This window comes from Streptomyces sp. MP131-18 (assembly GCF_001984575.1).
GTDB classification, from domain to species: domain Bacteria; phylum Actinomycetota; class Actinomycetes; order Streptomycetales; family Streptomycetaceae; genus Streptomyces; species Streptomyces johnsoniae.
On sequence record NZ_LZNS01000001.1, the window covers coordinates 2,566,847 to 2,585,216 of the forward strand.

17 protein-coding genes are annotated in these 18,370 nt (G+C 72.7%); 5 read left to right on the top strand and 12 right to left on the bottom strand.

Annotation, left to right across the window (positions count from 1 at the left end):
- Positions 1 to 23: 23 nt before the first annotated feature.
- Together STBA_RS11225 and STBA_RS11230 are read right to left on the bottom strand one after the other, a co-directional pair.
- Positions 24 to 1,643 carry a tetratricopeptide repeat protein gene (locus STBA_RS11225; RefSeq protein WP_077059113.1) on the bottom strand — a complete coding sequence of 540 codons (1,620 nt, stop codon included), beginning with the start codon at positions 1,641 to 1,643 and terminating at the stop codon, positions 24 to 26.
- 339 nt (positions 1,644 to 1,982) lie between these two features.
- A complete protein-coding gene (locus tag STBA_RS11230; RefSeq protein ID WP_171987876.1) occupies positions 1,983 to 4,955 on the bottom strand; it encodes a UPF0182 family protein in 2,973 nt (990 codons plus the stop codon).
- Positions 4,956 to 5,091: 136 nt separating this feature from the next.
- Here STBA_RS11230 and STBA_RS11235 point away from each other — a divergent pair, with 136 nt between their 5' ends.
- Positions 5,092 to 5,652, top strand: coding sequence for a PPA1309 family protein (locus STBA_RS11235; RefSeq protein ID WP_077059114.1), 561 nt, complete (start codon positions 5,092 to 5,094; stop codon positions 5,650 to 5,652).
- 70 nt (positions 5,653 to 5,722) lie between these two features.
- Here STBA_RS11235 and STBA_RS11240 read toward each other — a convergent pair whose 3' ends face one another.
- From STBA_RS11240 to STBA_RS11250, 4 genes are all read right to left on the bottom strand, one after another.
- Positions 5,723 to 6,814, bottom strand: coding sequence for a PDZ domain-containing protein (locus tag STBA_RS11240; protein ID WP_077059115.1), 1,092 nt, complete (start codon positions 6,812 to 6,814; stop codon positions 5,723 to 5,725).
- A gap of 25 nt (positions 6,815 to 6,839) precedes the next feature.
- Positions 6,840 to 7,013, bottom strand: a complete 174-nt coding sequence (locus STBA_RS37725) for a hypothetical protein (RefSeq protein WP_171987683.1) — start codon at positions 7,011 to 7,013, stop codon at positions 6,840 to 6,842.
- A gap of 124 nt (positions 7,014 to 7,137) precedes the next feature.
- Positions 7,138 to 7,590, bottom strand: coding sequence for a molybdenum cofactor biosynthesis protein MoaE (locus tag STBA_RS11245; RefSeq protein ID WP_077059116.1), 453 nt, complete (start codon positions 7,588 to 7,590; stop codon positions 7,138 to 7,140).
- Between the two features lie 15 nt (positions 7,591 to 7,605).
- Complete coding sequence (locus STBA_RS11250) at positions 7,606 to 8,772, bottom strand: NAD-dependent epimerase/dehydratase family protein (RefSeq protein ID WP_077059117.1); 1,167 nt, start codon at positions 8,770 to 8,772, stop codon at positions 7,606 to 7,608.
- A 134-nt stretch (positions 8,773 to 8,906) separates the two neighbouring features.
- On the opposite strand from STBA_RS11250, the gene STBA_RS11255 reads away from it, so the two are divergent.
- Entirely contained in the window at positions 8,907 to 10,367 is a 1,461-nt protein-coding gene (locus tag STBA_RS11255) for a zinc-dependent metalloprotease (protein ID WP_077059118.1), read from the top strand.
- A complete protein-coding gene (locus tag STBA_RS11260; RefSeq protein WP_077059119.1) occupies positions 10,364 to 10,888 on the top strand; it encodes an NUDIX hydrolase in 525 nt (174 codons plus the stop codon). Before STBA_RS11255 ends, STBA_RS11260 begins: the two co-directional genes overlap by 4 nt.
- A gap of 51 nt (positions 10,889 to 10,939) precedes the next feature.
- Here STBA_RS11260 and STBA_RS11265 read toward each other — a convergent pair whose 3' ends face one another.
- From STBA_RS11265 to STBA_RS11280, 4 genes are all read right to left on the bottom strand, one after another.
- Positions 10,940 to 11,689, bottom strand: a complete 750-nt coding sequence (locus STBA_RS11265) for an AIM24 family protein (protein ID WP_077059120.1) — start codon at positions 11,687 to 11,689, stop codon at positions 10,940 to 10,942.
- A gap of 15 nt (positions 11,690 to 11,704) precedes the next feature.
- The gene (locus tag STBA_RS11270) at positions 11,705 to 12,391 is read right to left on the bottom strand and encodes an AIM24 family protein (RefSeq protein WP_077059121.1); all 687 of its coding nucleotides are present in this window, start codon (positions 12,389 to 12,391) and stop codon (positions 11,705 to 11,707) included.
- A 12-nt stretch (positions 12,392 to 12,403) separates the two neighbouring features.
- Positions 12,404 to 14,098: a TerD family protein gene (locus tag STBA_RS11275; protein WP_077059122.1), complete on the bottom strand. Its 1,695-nt coding sequence runs from the start codon at positions 14,096 to 14,098 to the stop codon at positions 12,404 to 12,406.
- Between the two features lie 84 nt (positions 14,099 to 14,182).
- Positions 14,183 to 14,785 (bottom strand): M48 family metallopeptidase, encoded by a 603-nt coding sequence (locus tag STBA_RS11280; RefSeq protein ID WP_077059123.1) that lies wholly within the window; start codon positions 14,783 to 14,785, stop codon positions 14,183 to 14,185.
- 164 nt (positions 14,786 to 14,949) lie between these two features.
- Here STBA_RS11280 and STBA_RS11285 point away from each other — a divergent pair, with 164 nt between their 5' ends.
- Together STBA_RS11285 and STBA_RS11290 are read left to right on the top strand one after the other, a co-directional pair.
- Entirely contained in the window at positions 14,950 to 16,032 is a 1,083-nt protein-coding gene (locus STBA_RS11285; RefSeq protein WP_077059124.1) for a ThiF family adenylyltransferase, read from the top strand.
- Positions 16,033 to 16,139: 107 nt separating this feature from the next.
- On the top strand, positions 16,140 to 17,501 hold the full coding sequence (locus STBA_RS11290; protein WP_077059125.1) for an AarF/ABC1/UbiB kinase family protein: 1,362 nt from the start codon (positions 16,140 to 16,142) through the stop codon (positions 17,499 to 17,501).
- A gap of 81 nt (positions 17,502 to 17,582) precedes the next feature.
- Here STBA_RS11290 and STBA_RS11295 read toward each other — a convergent pair whose 3' ends face one another.
- Positions 17,583 to 17,903 (bottom strand): hypothetical protein, encoded by a 321-nt coding sequence (locus STBA_RS11295; protein ID WP_077059126.1) that lies wholly within the window; start codon positions 17,901 to 17,903, stop codon positions 17,583 to 17,585.
- Positions 17,900 to 18,250: a WhiB family transcriptional regulator gene (locus tag STBA_RS11300; RefSeq protein ID WP_077059127.1), complete on the bottom strand. Its 351-nt coding sequence runs from the start codon at positions 18,248 to 18,250 to the stop codon at positions 17,900 to 17,902. The genes STBA_RS11295 and STBA_RS11300 overlap by 4 nt, the downstream gene beginning before the upstream one ends.
- Between the last annotated feature and the right edge of the window lie 120 nt (positions 18,251 to 18,370).

Here is an 18,370-nt window from a genome sequence, read left to right on the forward strand (position 1 = left end):
CCGGCCCGCGGGCCGGCCGAAGATCAGGCCGTCAGCTCCTGCCGGAGCGCGTCACGCAGCCGGGCGGCCCGCTCCGCGACCTCCGGCGGGCCGAGCTCCATCGCCCGCGTGCACCACGTCCCGCCGCCCGCGAGGTCCCCGCGCCGCGAGGCGAGCAGCGCGAGCCGCAGCGCCGCGCGGCCGTGCCCCGCCTCCGCGGCACGCGTCCACCACAGCGCCGCCTCCGGCTCGCTGCCCTCCCGGGCCAGCAGCAGCCCGAGATTGAACGCGCCGTTCGGGCTGCCCGCCTCCGCCGCCGCGCGGTACCAGCGCGCCGCGGTCACGATGTCGCCGGCCGCCGCCGCCACCATCCCGAGCCGCACCTGCGCACGCCGGTGGCCCTGCTCGGCCGCCCTGGCCAGCCACGGCTCCGCCGCCTCGGCCCGGCCGCCGCGCTCAAGCAGCACCGCGAGCCGGAACGCGCCCTCGACGCTGCCGCCCTCCGCGGCCTGCCGCAGCCGCGGCTCCGCCTTCCGCTGCTCGCCCTCGCGCAGCAGCTCGACGGCGAGCTGGAGCGCGGCCTCGGCGTGCCCGGCCGCCGCGGCCTGCTCGTACCAGCGCCTGGCCTGTGCCGTCTCGTCCCGGCCCGCGTGCAGGATGCCGAGATTGAACGCGGCGTCGACGCTGCCCGCCTCGGCCGCCTTGGAGAACCACGGCTCGGCCCCCGCCGCGTCGCCCCGCTGCAGCAGCAGCACGGCGAGCGCGTTGGACGCCTCCCGGTGCCCGGCGTACGCCGCGCGGCGGTACCACTGCTCGGCCTGCGCCGTGCGGCCCTGCGCGGAGCACAGCAGCGCGAGGTTGAACGCGCCGTTGATGTCGCCCGCCTCGAGCGCCGCGGCGTACCACCGCTGCGCCTCCTGCCGCTCGCCGCGCTCCGCGTGCAGCGCGCCCAGCGCGTTGGCCGCCGGGCCGTCGCCCTCGCGCGCCGCGCGCCGCCACCAGCCCTCGGCGCCCGCCGCGTCACCCGCGTCCCGCAGCAGGAAACCGAGCGCGCTCGCGGCCCGCACCTCGCCGGCCTCGGCCGCCGCCAGGTACCAGCGGCCCGCCTCCTCCGCCTCGCCCCGCGCCTCGAGCAGCGCGCCGAGGCGCAGCGCGGCACGCCGGTGGCCACGGGCCGCCGATTGCCGGAACCAGGGCTCGGCCGTCTCGTCCCCGCGCTCCGCCAGCAGGCACGCGTACCGGTACGCCGCCTCGCGGTGGCCGCTCTCGGCCGCCGTGCGGAACCACTGCCCGGCCTCGGGAGCGCCACGGTGGTCGAGCAGGTCCCCCAGCGCGTAGGCGCCGGAGGCGTGCCCGCACTCCGCGGCCTGCCTCAGCCAGTACTCGGCGGCCGTCTCGTCGCCGCGCTCGCGGTGATGGCGGCCCAGGGCGTGCGCCGCCGGCGCCGAGCCCGCGACGGCGGCAATGCGCCACCACTCGGCGGCCTCGTGGCCGCGGCCCGACTGGTGCAGCAGCACCCCCAGATTGTTGGCCGCGGACCGCTCCCCGTCCGAGGCCGCCGCGCGCAGCGGCGCCTCGGCGCGGTCCAGGTCGCCAAGGCGCAGCAGCCGCGCGCCCTCGTGCGCGGCCGCACGGCTCCCCTCGAACCTCGCACTGTCCCCCATAAGGTCCATAGTCGCACCACCTGAAACCTGCGTACACCTGGTATACCGCAGCCAGTGAAGTCACTTCAGCGGTTTGTCGACTTCCCGATATGGATACACCCAAACACGTCGAGCCGCAGGGAGTTGTCCAAGATTCGACACGCAGTATGACGCGAAAACAGTCATGGCAGGTCAGCGCCCGGCGGCAGCAAACGCCGAACGTCTGCTCAAGGTTGACGCCGGCTCCGGCGCGGAGACGCCGTCAGGACGGCCGCGGGGGACGGGAACAGACGAAAGGGCCCGCGGTCACAAGGACACGCGGACCCTTCGCCTCAGGCGGCCTGCGGCGGCTCGACGGCGCTAGGCGTCGGCGCCTTCACCGCCCCCGTCACCCTCGTTGTTGCCCTCTTCCGCAGGGGGCGTCTCCTCCTGCTCGTTGCGTGCGCTCTCCAGCTCGGACAGCCGGGCGAGCGCCTCCTCCAGACGCCCCTGGGCTGCGCCGTACGCCTCCCAGTCGCCCTCGGCGAGCGCGTCCTGGCCCTCCTGCCACGCGTCCTCGGCCTCGGCGATCGCCTCCTGGAGGGTGGCGTCCTCCGTCGGTGGCTCCTCGCCCTCGTCCGGTGGCGGTGGCTCCTCCTCGCCGGGGTCTTCACCCTCCTCGGTGACACCGAACACGACGTCCAGGGCTCTGTCGAGGGATTCCTCGAAGACGATCTCCTCGCCGTACGCGACCAGCACCCGTTGCAGCAGCGGGTAATTCTGCCCGGCGCCGCGGACGTACACCGGCTCGACGTACAGCAGGCCGCCTTCGAGTGGCACGGTCAGCAGGTTGCCGTACTCGACCTCGGAGTCACCACGTCTCAGCAGGTTGATGCTCTCGGCGATCTCCGGATCGGAGTTGAATCTGCTCTGGACCTGTTGTGGACCCCAGACCGTCGTCGTCGACGGCAGGGTCAGCACTCTCATGGTGCCGTAGTCCTCGGATCTGGCATCCGCCTCGACCGCCATATAGGCGGCGAGCGTGTCTCTGTTGAGCGGGGTGAACGACGTGGTCAGCGAGAAGACCTGCTCGTCCTGGTCCGGCATCTTCATGCTGAGGTAGTACGGCGGCACGGACTGGCCCTGGTGGGTCGGGTCGTCCGGCACCTCCCAGCGCTCCGAACCACTGTAGAACTGCGCCGGGTTGTCCACGTGGTACCGCTGGAGCAGGTCACGCTGCACGTTGAACAGGTCCTGCGGGTAGCGCAGGTGGTCCATCAGCTCGTCACTGATGGCGTCCCGGTCCTGCACCACGTCGGGGAACGCCTTGCGCCAGGTCTGGAGCACCGGGTCCTGCTCGTCCCACTCGTAGAGGGACACCTCGCCGCTGTAGGCGTCGACCGTGGCCTTCACCGAGTTGCGGATGTAGTTGACCTGGTTCTCCTGGGCGATGACCTCGCCCTGGTTCTCCGTGAGGGAGGTCTCCGTGGCGTCGCCCAGCGTCGTCCGCGCCGAATACGGATAGCCGCTGGTCGTGGTGTAGGCATCCACGATCCACTGAATCCTGCCGTCCACGACCGCCGGATACGGGTCGCCGTCGATCGTCAGCCACGGGGCCACCGCCTCGACGCGCTCCTTGGGCGTGCGGTTGTACAGAATCTGCGAACCCTGCCCGATGGCACCGGAGTACAGGATCTGCGGCTCGCCCATCGTCAGCGCGTACGCGGCGCGGTTGAACCAGTTGCCCAGCGAGACGCCCGCGTCGCCCGAGTAGCTGTACTCGACCTCGCCGTCCTCGCCTGCGTAGTCGATCTCCTGCTGCGGGCCGCCGACGATGGAGTACTGGGTGGTGTACTCACCGAAGTAGATCCGTGGCTCGTAGTCCGGCAGCTCGCCCCGCGGCGGCAGGTCCTGCTCGGTGAACGACGGCTGGCCGTTGTCCTGGACCTCGGTGCCGCTCGCGGCGACCATGCCGAAGCCGTGCGTGTAGCGGAAGTGCTCGTTGATCCAGTTCCGCTCGGGAATCTGGTTCACGTTCATCTCGCGGAGGCCGACCACGGTGTCCTGGTCGCCGTTCTCCGTCGGGTAGCGGTCGACGTCCAGCGTGGCCGGGAACTGGTAGTAGCCGCGGACCTGCTGGATCTGCTGGAACGCCGGGGAGACGACGCTCGGGTCGAGCAGCCGGATGCTGGCCGTGGTGTTCACCGCGTTGCGCAGCGTCTCCGGCTCGGCCTCGCTCGTGCCCGAATAGTCCTCGATCTGGGCATCGGCAATGTCATACGCGTCCTTGGTGGACTGCATATGCTTGTCGATGTACTCGGTCTCCTTGGCCTGCTCGTTCGGCCGGACCTGGAACTGCTGCACCAGCGCCGGGTAGACCCCGCCGATCAGCACCGCGGACAGCACCATGAGGCCGAGTCCGATCACCGGCAGCTGCCAGCCGCGCCGCCACAGGGTGGCGAAGAACAGCAGCGCACAGATGGCGGCGATGATCGTCAGGATCGTCTTCGCGGGCAGGTACGCGTTCGCGTCGACGTAGCGCAGGCCCGTCCAGCCCTCCGCGTTCCTGAGGTCGCCGCTCTTGAGCGCGAGTCCGTACCGGTCCAGCCAGTACGCCACCGCCTTCAGCGCCACGAAGATGCCGAGCAGCACCGACAGGTGGCCGGTGGCCGCCGGGGTGATCCGGCTGCCGGGCGTGGTCAGCCGCACCCCGCCGTACAGATAGTGCGTCAGCGCGGCCGCCAGCGTGGAGAGCACCACGACCGCGAAGCCGAAGCCCAGCAGGAAACGGTAGAACGGATAGTCGAACGCGAAGAACGACACGTCCATGCCGAACTGCGGGTCGGCCGTCCCGAACGACGTGCCGTTGACCCACTGGAGCCAGGTGCGCCACTGGCTGGAGGCCGAACCGCCCGCGATCAGACCGATCACCACCGCGACCGCGAGGAGCACCCAGCGCTTGTACGGCGCGATGCTCATGCGGTAGCGGTCCAGGTTCTGCTGCTCCATCGACATCGCGCTCAGCGGCGGGCGCAGCCGGTGGGCCAGCCAGATGTTGAACCCGACGGCGAGCGCCATCAACACGCCGAAGACCGCGAACATGGTCACCCGGGTGAGCAACTGGGTGCGGTAGACGCTCGTGTAGTCCACCGAGCGGAACCACAGCCAGTCGGTCCAGAACCCGGCGAACATGGCGAAGAGGATGGCCAGTCCGGCCAGGATCGCCGCCGTGATCAGCAGCGACTTGGCACCTCTCGACGGGCGGCCTACGTTGAACCGCGGTCCGCCGGGACCTCTGGGGCCTCTCGGCCCGTTCGGACCATTGGGGCCACGTCCCGAGCCCCGGTCCGGCATCTGGAAAGCCAACGTGCGCACCTCAACGATTCGCAGGGTCTTCGGCCAGGCCGACCTAGGGAGCGGCCCACTGCACTAACTTACTCAAGCTTTACTCGGTTCCCGTTTTCGGGGTGCGAGACGGCACGATATGCCCATGGACAACACTCCTCCCGACGTACCTGAGACTCCGTCCGCCGCGACCGCACTGACAAGGGCCGTGCTCGAAATCGACGAATACGCCGCCGGACTGGGCTGGGACCGGCCCGCCCAGCTGTTCGCCCTGGTGGACACGGACCGGCTGCGGACCGAGGAGCCCGGACTCGCCGAGCAGCTGGAGCTCGGCGGCAGCGGCAGCAGCGGCCTGACCCCGGTCGAGCAGGACGAGTTGCCCGCGGGCGCGCCGCTCGACGAATTCCTCGCGACGATCGCCTGGCCGGACGCGGTCGCCGGCTGTGCGATGACCGTGGAACGGCTGATGCTCCCGCCCGCCGCCGAGGCGACGCTGCCGGACGGGGTGCCAGGACCCGAGCTGACGCGGTGGGTCGCGGAGCACCCGGAACGCCAGGAGGTGCGGATGACGGTGGCCGTACTGCGGGACGGGCGGCGCGAGTCGGCGGTGCGGCTGCGCGAGAAGGACACGGCCACGGAGGTGCTCACCGGGCCCGACCTCGTGCCCGGCCTCGCCGACGCGCTGGCCGCGACGTTCGAGGAGTGAGGCGGGCGGCCAGCGGCGCGGGGCCCGGCTGCCGCCGCGGTCCCGCGCCGGCCCGGCGGCCTGAGCCCCGTCAGCCGGCCGGACACCGGTTCAGATCCTCGGTGGTCCCTTCGCGTATATCGGTCAGGGCGGCGAGGGCGTCGTCGAGCGTGCCGACCTCGACGAGGGTCAGCCCGTCCGGCACGTCCTGGGCGGCCACCTCGCAGTTGTCCTCGGGCGTCAAAAAGAACTCGGCGCCCGCGCCCCTCGCGGCGATCGTCTTCATCGAGACCCCGCCGATCGGCCCGACCCGGCCGTCCTCGTCGATGGTGCCTGTCCCGGCCACGAAGGCGCCGCCGGTCAGGTCGCCGGGGCTCAGCCGGTCGATCAGCCCGAGCGCGAACATCAGGCCCGCGCTCGGCCCGCCGACATCCGCCAGCTCGATGTCTATCTCGAACGGGAAGGTGTGGCTCGTGCCCGCCTGGATGCCCACGATGGCACGCCCGTCGTCCGGCGCCTCATCGGTGGTGATGGTGACGTCCGTGGTCTCGTCCGGCAGTTCGCCACCGGACTCCTGCGCGGCCTCCACCGCGTCGGCGGGCACGATGGTGAAGACGACGTCCTCGCCCGCACGGTGCTCGGTCACCAGCTCCGCCACCTGCTCCGGCTCGGTCACCTCCGTGCCGTCCACCGCCACGATCGCGTCGCCCGCATGCAGCTCCCCCTGGGCCGGGCTGTCCTCGACGACCGCGCCGACGATCGTCTGCGAGCCGACCTCGAAACCCAGCTCCTCGAGGGCGGCGACCTTGGCGGTCTCCTGCGAGGCCGTGAACTCCTCCGCGTTCTGCTCCTCGACCTGATCGGCCGACACGTCCTCCGGATACAGCGTCTCGTAGGGCACCACCGCGGCATCGTCGGAGAGCCAGCTGCCCACGGCCTCCAGCAGATTCATCCGGTAGTCCACGCCGGTGACGCGCACCGTCGTCATGTTCAGATGGCCGGCCGCCTCGAAGGTCTCCTCGCCCTCGATATGGAGAACGGGCTCACCGTCGTGCTCGCCCAGCGTGTTGACCGTCGGCCCGGGGGACATCTCCGCGTAGGGCACCTTGATGAGCACTCCGGCGCAGAGAAGCCCTATGAGCAGCAGGGTCGACGTCAGCAGCGTCGCGGTGCGGCGTGGCATGTCTTGACACTACGTGACGGCACTGTCAGCCGTCTGCCGGGGCCCGCTCCATGGCGGCCCGGAAAGCTTCGTACCCGCGCACCCCGGCGGCGTCGCACACGCCGCCCGCACCCGTGCTGCGGCGCGTGGCCCACGCGCTCCACAGCCCCGCCACCACGGCCCCGGCGACGGGAATCAGCAGCCATACGAGGACCGCCATGACCTACCTCCCACCTCGGCGACGTATCACCAACGTTCCGATGTGGGAACGGGTTACGCAACCGGAGTAGTGCCCGCCGAACGGTAACGAACCGGACTCGTTCGGCGGGCCCCCGAGGGGGCGTTCACGCGCGGACGCCCACCCACTCCTGGGTGCCGTCGGCGAAGGTCTGATGCTTCCAGATGGGGACCTGGCGCTTCAGGTCGTCGATCAGCCGGCGGGCCGCCGCGAACGCCTCGCCGCGGTGGTCGCAGGCGACCGCGACGACCACCGCGGGCTCGCCGATGGCCAGTTCGCCGACGCGGTGCACGGCCGCGAGTGCCCGCACGGGGAAGTCCGCGGTCACGCCCTCGGCGACCCGCCGCAGCTCGTCCGCTGCGGAAGGATGGGCCGAATAGCCCAATGAGGTGACGGCCACCCCCTCCGCGTGCCCGTCGTGGTCGCGCACCGTGCCGACGAACAGTGCGGTCCCGCCCGCGGAACGGTCCCCCACCGCGCCGTACACCTCGTCCACCGACAGCGGGGCGTCCCTGATGTCAAGCAGCCGGATGGGGTCCTTCTCCGTCATCGCACTCATACGCTCATCCTCACATCAGCGGCGCCTGGCCCGGCGCGCGCGTCGGACCAGCGCCGCGGTGCCGACCAGCGCCACGGTCGCGCCGGCCGCGCCGAGCGTCGTCGCCGCGTCCTTGCGGCCCAGCCTGCGACCGGCCACGGTGTGTCGGCCCGCCACCTCGTCCAGCAGCTCGGCCAGCACCTCCTCGTTGCTCCAGCCCGGCCGCCAGCCCGCCTCGTACAGCTTGCTGCCGCTGACCACCCACGGGTGCATCGTGTAGGCGAGGTCGCCGGCGGGAGACGGCGTCAGGCCGAGGCGGTGCAGCCGGGCCGCGGCGCCCAGGGCCACCGGGGGCGGCAGCTCCATGCGCCTGATGCCGGTCAGCTCCTCGACCTCCTCCTGCTCCAGCCAGCCGTCGCAGCCGACCGCAAGCTCGCCCTCCACCTGCTCGCGTGCCGCGAACTCCAGGGCGCTGACCAGGTCCTCGACATGGCAGAACTGCCAGCGGGGCCGCGAGCCCGCGACGACCAGGAGCCGCGGGGACTCGAAGTAGCGGGTGAGCGCGGTGTCCGTGCCGCCGACGAGGATGGCCGGGCGCAGCACCGTGACGTTCAGCCCGGGGTGGGCGCGCGGGGCGCGCTGGGCCAGCCGCTCGATCTCCAGCAGGTCGCCGACGCACGTCGCGTCCGCGGTGGCGCGCAGTTCCGCGTCCTCGGCCAGGGGCACGTCGTTGTCCGGGAGCGCGCCGTACACCATGGCGGAGGTGCACAGCACCACCCGGCGCACCCCGGCCGCCGCGGCGGCGGTCAGGACGGTCTGGGCACCGCGCACATTGAACGCCGTGCGGGCCGCCGGGTCGGCCTCCAGGTCGAGGTCGAGCGCGAGGTGCACGACGACGTCGACGGGGTCGGCGTCCTCGTTCGCCCGCTCCCGCACGTCACCGGCGTCCGCGTCGCGGGCGGCGCCCGAGGTGCGCAGCAGGTCGGCGATGGCCGGGTCCCTGATGTCGAGGGTGTGCCACTCCGCGCCCTTGGCCTCGCCGACGCGCTCGTCGAGGGCGAGGACCCGCTTGACGTCATCTGCGGCCAGCAACCGCTCGGTGAGCAGTGCGCCGACCCCTGTGGCAGCGCCCGTGACCGCGACGGTCAACGGGGCGGCGGGGCCGTTTCGCGCTGCGCGAACGGCTGACTCCGGGGAACTCACAGGACCTCTCCAGCGGTTGTTTCGGTACGACGTGCGCAGGCCCATCCTGCCTGAGAGGTGTCTAGGCTGGGGGCACAGACCAGCGAATCACAGGCACGTTGGTTCCGTTCGACGACACAGACCCGAGGATTCCCGTGAGTAACAATCCATTCGGATTCGGCCTCCCCGAGGAGCCGGAGGACGGCGAATCCGGCGAGAAGAAGGGCGGCGGCGGGCCGGGACCGGCCGACAATCCGCTGGCTGCCATGTTCGGCTTCGGTGGCGGCGGCCCCGGCGGGATGAATCCGCAGGATCTGGGCGCCGCGTTCCAGCAGCTGGGGCAGATGCTGTCGTACGAGGGCGGCCCGGTGAACTGGGAGCTGGCCCGCAGCATGGCGAGACAGTCGGTCGCGCAGGGCGCGCCGGACGGCTCGCGCGACGCGAGCGTGGGCGAGCGCGACCGCGCGCAGGTCGAGGAGGCCGTGCGGCTGGCCGATCTGTGGCTGGACGGCGTGACCTCGCTGCCCTCGGGCTCGGGCTCGGCGGTGGCCTGGAGCCGTGCCGAGTGGGTCGAGGCGACGCTGCCGGTGTGGCGTGAGCTGGTCGACCCGGTGGCCGAGCGCGTGGGTGCCGCGATGGGCAATGTGCTGCCGCAGGAGATGCAGGCCATGGCGGGCCCGCTGCTCGGCATGATGCGCTCGATGGGCGGTGCCATGTTCGGCACCCAGATCGGGCAGGCCGTGGGCGTGCTGGCCGGTGAGGTCGTGGGCTCGACCGACGTCGGGCTGCCGCTCGGCCCGGCGGGCAAGGCGGCCCTCCTCCCGCAGAACGTCACGGCGTTCGGCGAGGGCCTCGGCGTGCCGCAGGAGGAGGTCAGGCTGTACCTGGCGCTGCGGGAGGCCGCCCACCAGCGGCTGTTCGCGCACGTGCCGTGGCTGCGTTCGCACTTGTTCGGCGCGGTCGACGGCTATGCGCGGGGCATCCAGGTGGACACCGCGAAGCTGGAGGACATGGTCGGCCAGCTGGACCCGACGCGCCCCGAGGAATTGCAGGAGAAGCTCCAGCAGGGCCTGTTCCAGCCGGAGGACACGCCGCAGCAGAAGGCGGCGCTCGCCCGCCTGGAGACGGCGCTGGCCCTCGTGGAGGGCTGGGTGGACGCGGTCGTGCACGCCGCGGCGCAGCCGCACCTGCCGTCGGCCGGCGCGCTGCGGGAGACGCTGCGGCGGCGGCGGGCCTCCGGCGGGCCCGCGGAGCAGACGTTCGCCACGCTGATCGGCCTGGAGCTGCGCCCGCGGCGGCTGCGGGACGCGGCGCGGCTGTGGGCCTCGCTGACCGATGCCCGCGGGGCGCAGGCGCGGGACGCGCTGTGGTCGCACCCCGACATGCTGCCGACGGCCGAGGACCTGGACGACCCGGACGGCTTCGTGCACCGCGACCAGCCGGACTTCTCCGAGCTCGACCGCATGCTCGGGGACGCGGCGGGCGGCTCGGACGCCCCCGGTGCGGGCGGCTCCGGGCCGCGGCTGGACAAGGACGGGCCGCGAGGACAGGACGACGGACCCGGCGGGGACGAAGCGGCGGGCGGGCCGGACGAGAAGGGCGAAGGCGACCGTTGAGTCTGCACGGCGACGCGGTCCGCGTGCTGCGCGAGTGGGCCGCGCCCGACGCGGCGCAGGACGGGCTGCGGGAGGTTTACGCGGCGCACCTCGCGGCCCATCCCGACGGCATGTGGAAGGCGTGCCGGGCCGGGCACGTCACGGCGTCGGCGCTGGTCGTGGACCCGGTGCGGGAGCGGGCGCTCCTGACGCTGCACGGAAAGCTGGGCATGTGGCTCCAGACCGGCGGGCACTGCGAGCCCGCGGACGCGACGCTGGCCGGGGCGGCGCTGCGCGAGGCCACCGAGGAGTCCGGCATCGAAGGGCTCCGGCTGCTGCCCGCCCCGGCCGGGCTCGACCGGCACCACACGCCCTGCGCGGTGCACCTGGACGTGCAGTACGCGGCGGTGGCGCCGCCCGGTGCCCGTGCGGTGATGAGCGAGGAGTCGCGCGACCTGCGCTGGTTCCCGTTCGACGAGGTGGCCGACGTCGCGGACATGTCCGTCGTGCGGCTGCTCGACCGCACGCGCGCGCTGCTGTGACGCCTGGACCGCCCGCGCCGCGGCGGGGACGGCGGCCCCGCCACGTTCACGTCATCGGGCGCCCCAGGCGCCTCCCTGGTTGAGCCCGGGCCCCGCCCCCTGGCGGAACGGGAGCGGCTCGCCATGGGACGTCTGCTGGGGCGGCAGCATCTCGCTGGGCTGGACCACGACGTGGCCGTCGCCCATGAAGCTCAGCTCCCAGCCCTCCCCGGTGCTGCCCCGCCGCCGCCAGATCGGCCGGCTGCTGGTCTGCGCCTGCATCTGCACGCGGAGCGAGGTGGACCAGGCCACCACGGCGTCGGCATCGGCACTGCAGTAGCGCTCGGGCGTGACCCGCATGGCCAGCGGCCGTCCCGAGGTGGTGATGGCCACCTTCCCCTGCCCGCTGATGACCAGGTTGTACGCGCCGACGCCGGGGATGCCGTACTGGCTCTCCACGGATACGACGTCCCAGTGCAGGTGCGCGTCGAGCGCCAGAACGTAGGAACTGTCCACGGTCAGGCCCTCGTGGTCGACCTCCAGGATGTGGACGTGCTGCGCCAGGTTGGCGAGCCAGACGGAGCCCTGGCCGTAGCAGCGCATCAGCGGCAGAGACTCGCCGGCGTACTGCTGGCGGCTTTGCCGGCCGGGCGGCTGGTACTCGCCGTCGAACTCGACCATGCCCTCGAAGGCGACCATGCTCCCGGCCCTGGCCACCACGTCGTCGCCCTGCCCGAGGCCGATGCGCAGCATGTGCGCCCCCTGGAGGGCGAACTTGTCCTCGGACTGGGTCACGGTGTGATGAAAAATCGGGCTTTGCATCGCGGCACTCCCCCGTCAGTTCTGCGGCTGCGCGTTGAGCCGGTCGGTACTGTCCTCGTTGGGCTGCACGATGACGAACCCCTGGCCGGAGAAGGCCAGCTGGAACGCCTCTCCGCTGCCGCGGCCGACGAGGGAACTGGCCTTGAAGCTGCGCTTGCCCTTGACCTCGAGGCCGGTGGACCAGGCCACCAGCGCGTCGGGGTCGACGCAGGTCTCGCCGGACTGACCGCAGTCCACGACGACCGGTATGCCGCGGCTGGTGACGGCGACCCAGCCGGTGCCGGAGATCCCCAGGTTGAACAGGCCCTGACCGGCGAACTTGGCGACGCCCTTGACCCGTTGGACGCCCCATTCGAGCTGCGCGTCGAAGGCGAGCACATTCGTGGCGTTCACCGAGAGGCTGTCGTTCTGAAGGGGGAGGCAGACGATGTCGGCGCCGTAGTCGGCGAGGTAGAGCAAACCGTCGCCCTGGCACTTCATCAGCGGCACGCTCTCGCCGGAGAGCCGTCCGGCAACAGCCTGGCGCATGGCCGTCGGATTGGACTCGTACTGGATGAAGCCCTCGTAGGCGACCATCGAACCGATCCTGGCGAACAGGTCGTTGCCGGACTGCATGGCGACCCTGGCCATGGTGGGGCCGTGGTTCTCCATGCGCGCGGCGGGCGGGGCGGGGGCGAAGCCCGCAACCATCCGTTGATCCATCACGGGCTCCCGTCAGATCTCGTAGGGCTGGACGATGGCGAAGTTTCCCGGGGCGCCGCGGAACTGGAGCTGCGTCGTCTCGCCGGAGTGCCCCGGGAACGCCTGCCTGCGCAGCCGCACCTGATTGGCGACGAGCACCTGCGCCCCGGCCGACCAGGCGATCACCGCATTGGCGTCGGCGAACGTCATCGGCGTGACCGGCAGGACCAGCGGCTCGCCGTGGGTCTTGACCACCAGGGTGCCGTGGCCCTGGAACTGGAGGGCGAACAGCGAACCGCCGGGCAGCCCGTGGCCGTCGATACGGCGCACCTCGTACTCCAGCGACTCGTCGAAGGCGAGAACGTGCTGCGAGGCGACGCAGATCGCGTCGCCCTGGAGCTCCACCGGGTGCAGGCGGGTGGCCTCCTCGGCGAGGTAGACCTGCCCGCTGCCGGTGCACCGCATCATCGAGGGGAAGCCCTGCCCGGTGGCCCAGGTGGTCGCGCGGCGCTTGAGTCCGCCGCCCTTGAAGCCGAAGTCGACGTCCCCCTGGTACAGCACCATGCTGCCCTGGAGCGCCATGAACGGCTGGCCGTCGACGCCGAGGTCGGCGCGCATGAGCTGCGGATTCTGCTGGCTCCAGCGGCGGCGCTCGGTCGCCCCGCGGTACTGCTCGAGCACGGCGAGCATGCCGCCGGGCACCGGCGCGGCCCCGGGAACGGGCTGGACCCCGGGAACGGGCAGCGGCGCGCCGGGCACCGGCTGCGGCGCACCGGGCACGTGCTGCGCGCCGGGCACCGGCTGCGGGGGCGTCTGCTGGTACGGCTGCGGCGGCGCGCCGTAAGGGGCGGCCGGCGGCGCGCCGGGCGGCGCGGCGTAGCCGCCGGGCGGCGGCACGGGCGGAGCCCCGAAGCCGCCGGGCGGCGGGGGCGGGGCCGCGGCCGGGCCCGGCGGGGGCGCGTACCCGCCGCCGGGCGGCGGCGCGAAGGCGCCGGGCACCGGGATGGGTTGCGTGGGCGCGGGGGCAGGGGGCATCGGGGCGGGCGCGGGCGCGGGAGCCGCCGGTGCGGGGGCAGGCGCGGGCGCGGGCGGCGGGGCGGCGGCCTGGGGCGGCGGCGCGAACCCGGGGACCGGCGCGGGCCCGCCGCCCGGCGGCGCGAACCCGGGCGCCGCGGCGGGCGCCGCGGGCGGCGGCTCCTCTTCGGCGACCTCGCCGCCGAAGTGCCTCAGCAGGGCGTCGAGGCCGCCGTCGAAGCCCTGGCCGACCGCGGCGAAGCGCCAGCCGTCCTTGCGGTAGAAGTCGCCGAGCATGACGGCACGTTCGGTGCTGAACTCGGAGTGGTCGAAGGAATAGCGCGCGACTTCCTCGCCGCCGGCGACGATGCGCAGGTAGCCGGAGGTGATCCCGGACATCGTGCCCTCGCCGTCGATGGTCGCGGTGAAGGCGAGCCGGTCGATCGACGCCGGCACCCGGTCGAGGGTGACGCGGAACGAGTCCGTGTCCCCGGCCTGGGCGCCGAGCTGCTGCAGCGCCTCCTCGGGAGACTTCGGCTGGTTGAAGAAGATGAAGTAACGGTCGTCCGACAGCCGTTCGTCCGCGTCAAGGCCGAAGCAGCTGATGTCGAAGACCATTCCGGGCCCCGTGATCTGCACGCCCACGTACAGGTCGGTGCCCAGTGTGAGGTCACTGAGCCTGGCCTTCCGGCCGCGCTGGAAGTGGGTCACCATACGTAACGACCGTCCCCCGTCCGATAAGACAAACATTCGGCGGGGCCAGACTAGCTCCTACTGCGGACAGTCACCGCAGGCCGGTCAGTCCCTGCGGAGCCATGGCACGTACGGCAGCCGCTCGGCCGCCACGACGCCCTCCAGGAAACCGCGGGCGCGCTCGGTGCGCGGGTAGCCGTCGAGCAGCGCCCAGAAGCGCGGGCCGTGGCCGGGAACGAGCAGGTGGGCCAGCTCGTGGAGCAGCACGTAGTCGATGACGTACTCCGGCATGCCCTGGAGGCGGTGCGAGAGGCGGATGCTACCCAGGGCCGGCGTGCAGGAGCCCCAGCGGGCGTTCTGATTCGTCACCCAGCGCACGCTGTCCGGCCGCGCGCGCCCCTGGAGGTAGCGCTCGGACAGCTCGGCGGCCCGGTGCGCGAGTGCGTCGTCGCCGATGAGGCGCCGTTCCTCCTGGGCGGCGAGCTTGTCCAGCATCACGGAGACCCAGCGCCGCTCCTCGTCCGCGGTCATCCGCGCCGGGATCAGCACGATCGTGCGGTCGCCCTCGCGGTAGGCGGAGACGGTGCGCCTGCGGCGGGCGCTGCGCCGCACCTCGACATGCTCACGGTGGCTTCCGTCCAGCACCGCCCGGCCCGCCGGGTGACTGCGCTGCGGCGGGCCGGCGCTGTTCAGCGGGTCGGCGGGCACACCTCGACGTTACCCGTTGTGAGCCTGATATGTCCCGCCCGCCTGCCACCGGATGCCCTGGCCCGGCCGCCAACACCCCACCCTTCCGCCCTATTTATAGGATTATCTCTGCTTCCTGTGGAAAACATCACACGCGTCTGCTCTGTCCCGCGCATCATGGGGGCATGCATCCCATGATCAAGCCCTCGCTGCGCCGCGGATGGCGGGACAAGCACACCGTCCGTTACGGCGTCACCCCCGCCCACTCCGTCCTCTTCGGCCCGCTGGACACGGCTACGGAGAGCTTCCTGACCCTGCTCGACGGCACCCGCTCGCTCGCCGCGCTCCGCGACGCCGCGGCCGCCCTCGGCCTGCGCCGGGGTGCGGCCGACCGGCTGGCCGCACAGCTCGCCGCCGCCGGGGTGCTGGACGACGCCTCGGCGGATCGCGAGGCGGCGGCGCAGGTCACCGACCAGCTCCGCCCCGACCTGGCCTCGCTCTCCCTGCTGCACCCCGAGCCGGGCGGCGGACTGCGGCGGCTGGTCGGCCGCCGGAAGGCCCGGGTCCAGGTGCGGGGCGCGGGGCGGGTCGGGGCGACGCTCGCGGCCTCCCTCGCGCAGGCCGGCGTCGGCGAGGTCGCGGTGGTCGACGGCGGCCGGGTCGAGCCCGCGGACACGGCACCCGGCGGGCTGCGCCCCGAGCACACCGGGCGGCGCAGGGCCGAGGCCGCGGCCGGTGTGGTCGGAGCCGCCACGCCCTGGCGCGGCGGTGGCGTTGGCGGTGTCGGTGGCGGGGCGACGGAGCCGGACGGCAGCCTGCTGGTGATCTTCACGCCGCGCGACGGGGTCGCCGCCTACGCCCCTGACCCGGCGGCGGCCGAGGAGGTACTCGCCGCGGGCACCCCGCACCTGTACGCCGGGGTGGTGGAGGCGACCGGGTTCGTCGGACCGCTGGTGCTGCCGGGGGCGACGGGGTGCGCCGGCTGCCTGCTGCGCGCCCGGGCCGTCCGCGAGCCCTGCTGGCCGCTGCTGGTCGCCCAGTGGCGGAACGCGCGGCGGACCGGCGTGCCCGCCTGCGACGGCGCGCTGGCCACCGCCGTCGCAGGGCTGGCCGCGTGCACGGCCCTGGGCTTCCTCGACGGGACGGCACCGCAGGCGCCCGGCACGGTCACGGAGGTGGTGCTGCCCCACCTGTCGGTGACGAGCCGTACCGTCGAGCCCCACGAGGAATGTCCCTGCGGTGCCGCCCGCGTCCCCCGAGCGCCGTAGGACGGGTCCACAATGAACGGGTAGGGACAGCTGGAGCCGTGCATCTCGTCACACCTCGGTGCACCAGGTGACTCGGGGGCGCATTTCTGGGAGTTGGAGGGGACGACATGTCTGATCTACCCCGCAAGGCGGTGACCAGGACCGCGAAGCTCGCCACACTGCCGCTCGGATTCGCCGGCCGGGCGACCTGGAGCCTGGGCAAGCGCATCGGCGGGCGCTCCGCCGAGCTGGTGGGCAGCGAGCTGCAACAGCGCACCGCACAGCAGCTGTTCTCCGTCCTGGGCGAGCTGAAGGGCGGGGCGATGAAGTTCGGCCAGGCCCTGTCGGTCTTCGAGTCGGCGCTGCCGGAGAGCGTCGCCGGCCCCTACCGCACCGCCCTGACCAAGCTCCAGGACGCGGCGCCGCCGCTGCCCGCCGGGTCGGTGCGGGCCGCGCTGGCGGAGCGGCTCGGCGAGGACTGGCGCGAGCTGTTCGAGGAGTTCGACGAGAAGCCGGCGGCGGCGGCATCGATCGGGCAGGTGCACCGCGCGGTGTGGCACGACGGCCGGGAGGTCGCCGTGAAGATCCAGTACCCGGGGGCGGGGGAGGCGCTGCTGTCCGACCTGACGCAGCTCGGCAGGTTCGCCAGAATTCTGGGCCCCTTCATACCGGGCATGGACGTCAAGCCGCTCATAGAGGAGCTGCGGGACCGGGTCGTGGAGGAGCTGGACTACGCCCTGGAAGCGGAGGCCCAGCGCGCCTACGCGGCTGAGTTCCGCGACGATCCGGACGTGCTGGTGCCGGACGTGGTGTGCCAGCGGGACGAAGTGCTGATCACCGAGTGGCTGGCGGGGATACCGCTGTCGCGGGTGATCGGCGAGGGCGCACAGGAGGAGCGGGACCGGGCGGGACAGCTGCTCGCCAGGTTCCTGTTCTCCGGCACCGCCAGGACCGGACTGCTGCACGCCGACGCCCACCCGGGGAACTTCCGGCTGGTGCCCGAGGAGGGCCGGCCGGTCTCCGCCTGGCGCCTGGGCGTGATGGACTTCGGCGCGGTCAACAGGCTGCCCGAGGGCCTGCCGCCTGCCATCGGTCCCGCGCTGCGCATGACGCTCGACGGCCGGGCGGACGAGGTGTACGCCCAGCTGGTCACCGAGGGGTTCGTCAAGCCCGACATCGAGCTCGACCCGCAGGACGTGCTCGACTACCTGCTGCCGATCATCGAGCCGGCCCGGGTCGAGGAGTTCACGTTCAGCCGGGAGTGGCTGCGCGAGCAGGCGGGGCGCATAGCCGATCCGCGGTCCGCCGCACACCAGTTGGGCCGCCAGCTCAACCTGCCGCCCTCCTACCTGCTGATCCACCGCGTCACACTCAGCACCATCGGGGTGCTGTGCCAGCTCGGGGCGCACGTGCGGATGCGCGAGGAGCTGGCTGCGGGGCTGCCGGGATTCGACGAGGCGCGGGAGGAGGACACCCGCGAGCCCGCCTGAAGCGGGCAGGTGCCCCGGGCCGGGGCCCGGGGCACCTGAGGTGAGGTGCGCACGACTGTCCGGAAGCTCTCCGGCGCCGTACTACTGCATGACCGCCTGTGCCAGCGCGCGGCGGGCGCGCTGCGAGGCACGCTCCGCGCGGCGGTGCAGCCGGCGGGACTTGCGCTCCATCCGGTGCGCCCTGGAAAGGCGCCCGGCCGCGCGTTGAGATTCGGCCTCGTAGATGCGTTCCGCCATATGGGAGCGCGCCATGGCTTCTGGGATGAGGTGCAACTGCCTGGTCCTGTTCTGTTCCTGGCAGGGCCGTCGGGCCGCCGCCAGATCATTCGTCGTCACTGTCAAGCCGGGGTTTCTCTCCGGGCCGTGCTGCGCCGGCCGTCCGATGGTGCCGGGGATGCTCATGCCGTGACCGGGTTCTTGCGGGGACGGCCGCGCGGCCGCTTCCGGGGCACCACGACGCCCGAGACGAACAGCTCGCCGCCCCAGACGCCCCAGGGCTCACGGCGGTCCTTGGCGCCGGCGAGGCACGCATCGCGGAGCGGGCAGGCACCGCAGAGGGACTTGGCGTACTCCACGTCCTCGGGGGTCTCGGCGAAGAAGACCTCGGGGTCGTAGGAGCGACAGGGCACGCCGTCGTCGAGTCGCTCGATCGCCTCGTCGAGCTCGTTCAGCGTGTACAGCGGGGTCACAGAAGTCTCCGGGTCGGGTGGTGAGTTCAGGTCGGGTCGGGCGTACGGCGCGAGTGGCACTGTCTTGTCCTCGTGTCGTTCGGTTATCGGTCTGCACCGGCTGGTGGCCGGGAGCGCGGAAAACAAAAGGGCCGCGGATCCCGGTGTGGGTTCCGCGGCCCTGGAAGGTGCCGACCTGAT

Bases quoted from the DNA above. Each gene is read 5' to 3' on its own strand.
- STBA_RS11225 (WP_077059113.1), bottom strand. From the start codon at position 1,643: ATGGGGGACAGTGCGAGGTTCGAGGGGAGCCGTGCGGCCGCGCACGAG.
- STBA_RS11230 (WP_171987876.1), bottom strand. From the start codon at position 4,955: ATGCCGGACCGGGGCTCGGGACGTGGCCCCAATGGTCCGAACGGGCCG.
- STBA_RS11235 (WP_077059114.1), top strand. From the start codon at position 5,092: ATGGACAACACTCCTCCCGACGTACCTGAGACTCCGTCCGCCGCGACC.
- STBA_RS11240 (WP_077059115.1), bottom strand. From the start codon at position 6,814: ATGCCACGCCGCACCGCGACGCTGCTGACGTCGACCCTGCTGCTCATA.
- STBA_RS37725 (WP_171987683.1), bottom strand. From the start codon at position 7,013: ATGGCGGTCCTCGTATGGCTGCTGATTCCCGTCGCCGGGGCCGTGGTG.
- STBA_RS11245 (WP_077059116.1), bottom strand. From the start codon at position 7,590: ATGAGTGCGATGACGGAGAAGGACCCCATCCGGCTGCTTGACATCAGG.
- STBA_RS11265 (WP_077059120.1), bottom strand. From the start codon at position 11,689: ATGCAAAGCCCGATTTTTCATCACACCGTGACCCAGTCCGAGGACAAG.
- STBA_RS11270 (WP_077059121.1), bottom strand. From the start codon at position 12,391: ATGGATCAACGGATGGTTGCGGGCTTCGCCCCCGCCCCGCCCGCCGCG.
- STBA_RS11275 (WP_077059122.1), bottom strand. From the start codon at position 14,098: ATGGTGACCCACTTCCAGCGCGGCCGGAAGGCCAGGCTCAGTGACCTC.
- STBA_RS11285 (WP_077059124.1), top strand. From the start codon at position 14,950: ATGCATCCCATGATCAAGCCCTCGCTGCGCCGCGGATGGCGGGACAAG.
- STBA_RS11290 (WP_077059125.1), top strand. From the start codon at position 16,140: ATGTCTGATCTACCCCGCAAGGCGGTGACCAGGACCGCGAAGCTCGCC.
- STBA_RS11295 (WP_077059126.1), bottom strand. From the start codon at position 17,903: ATGAGCATCCCCGGCACCATCGGACGGCCGGCGCAGCACGGCCCGGAG.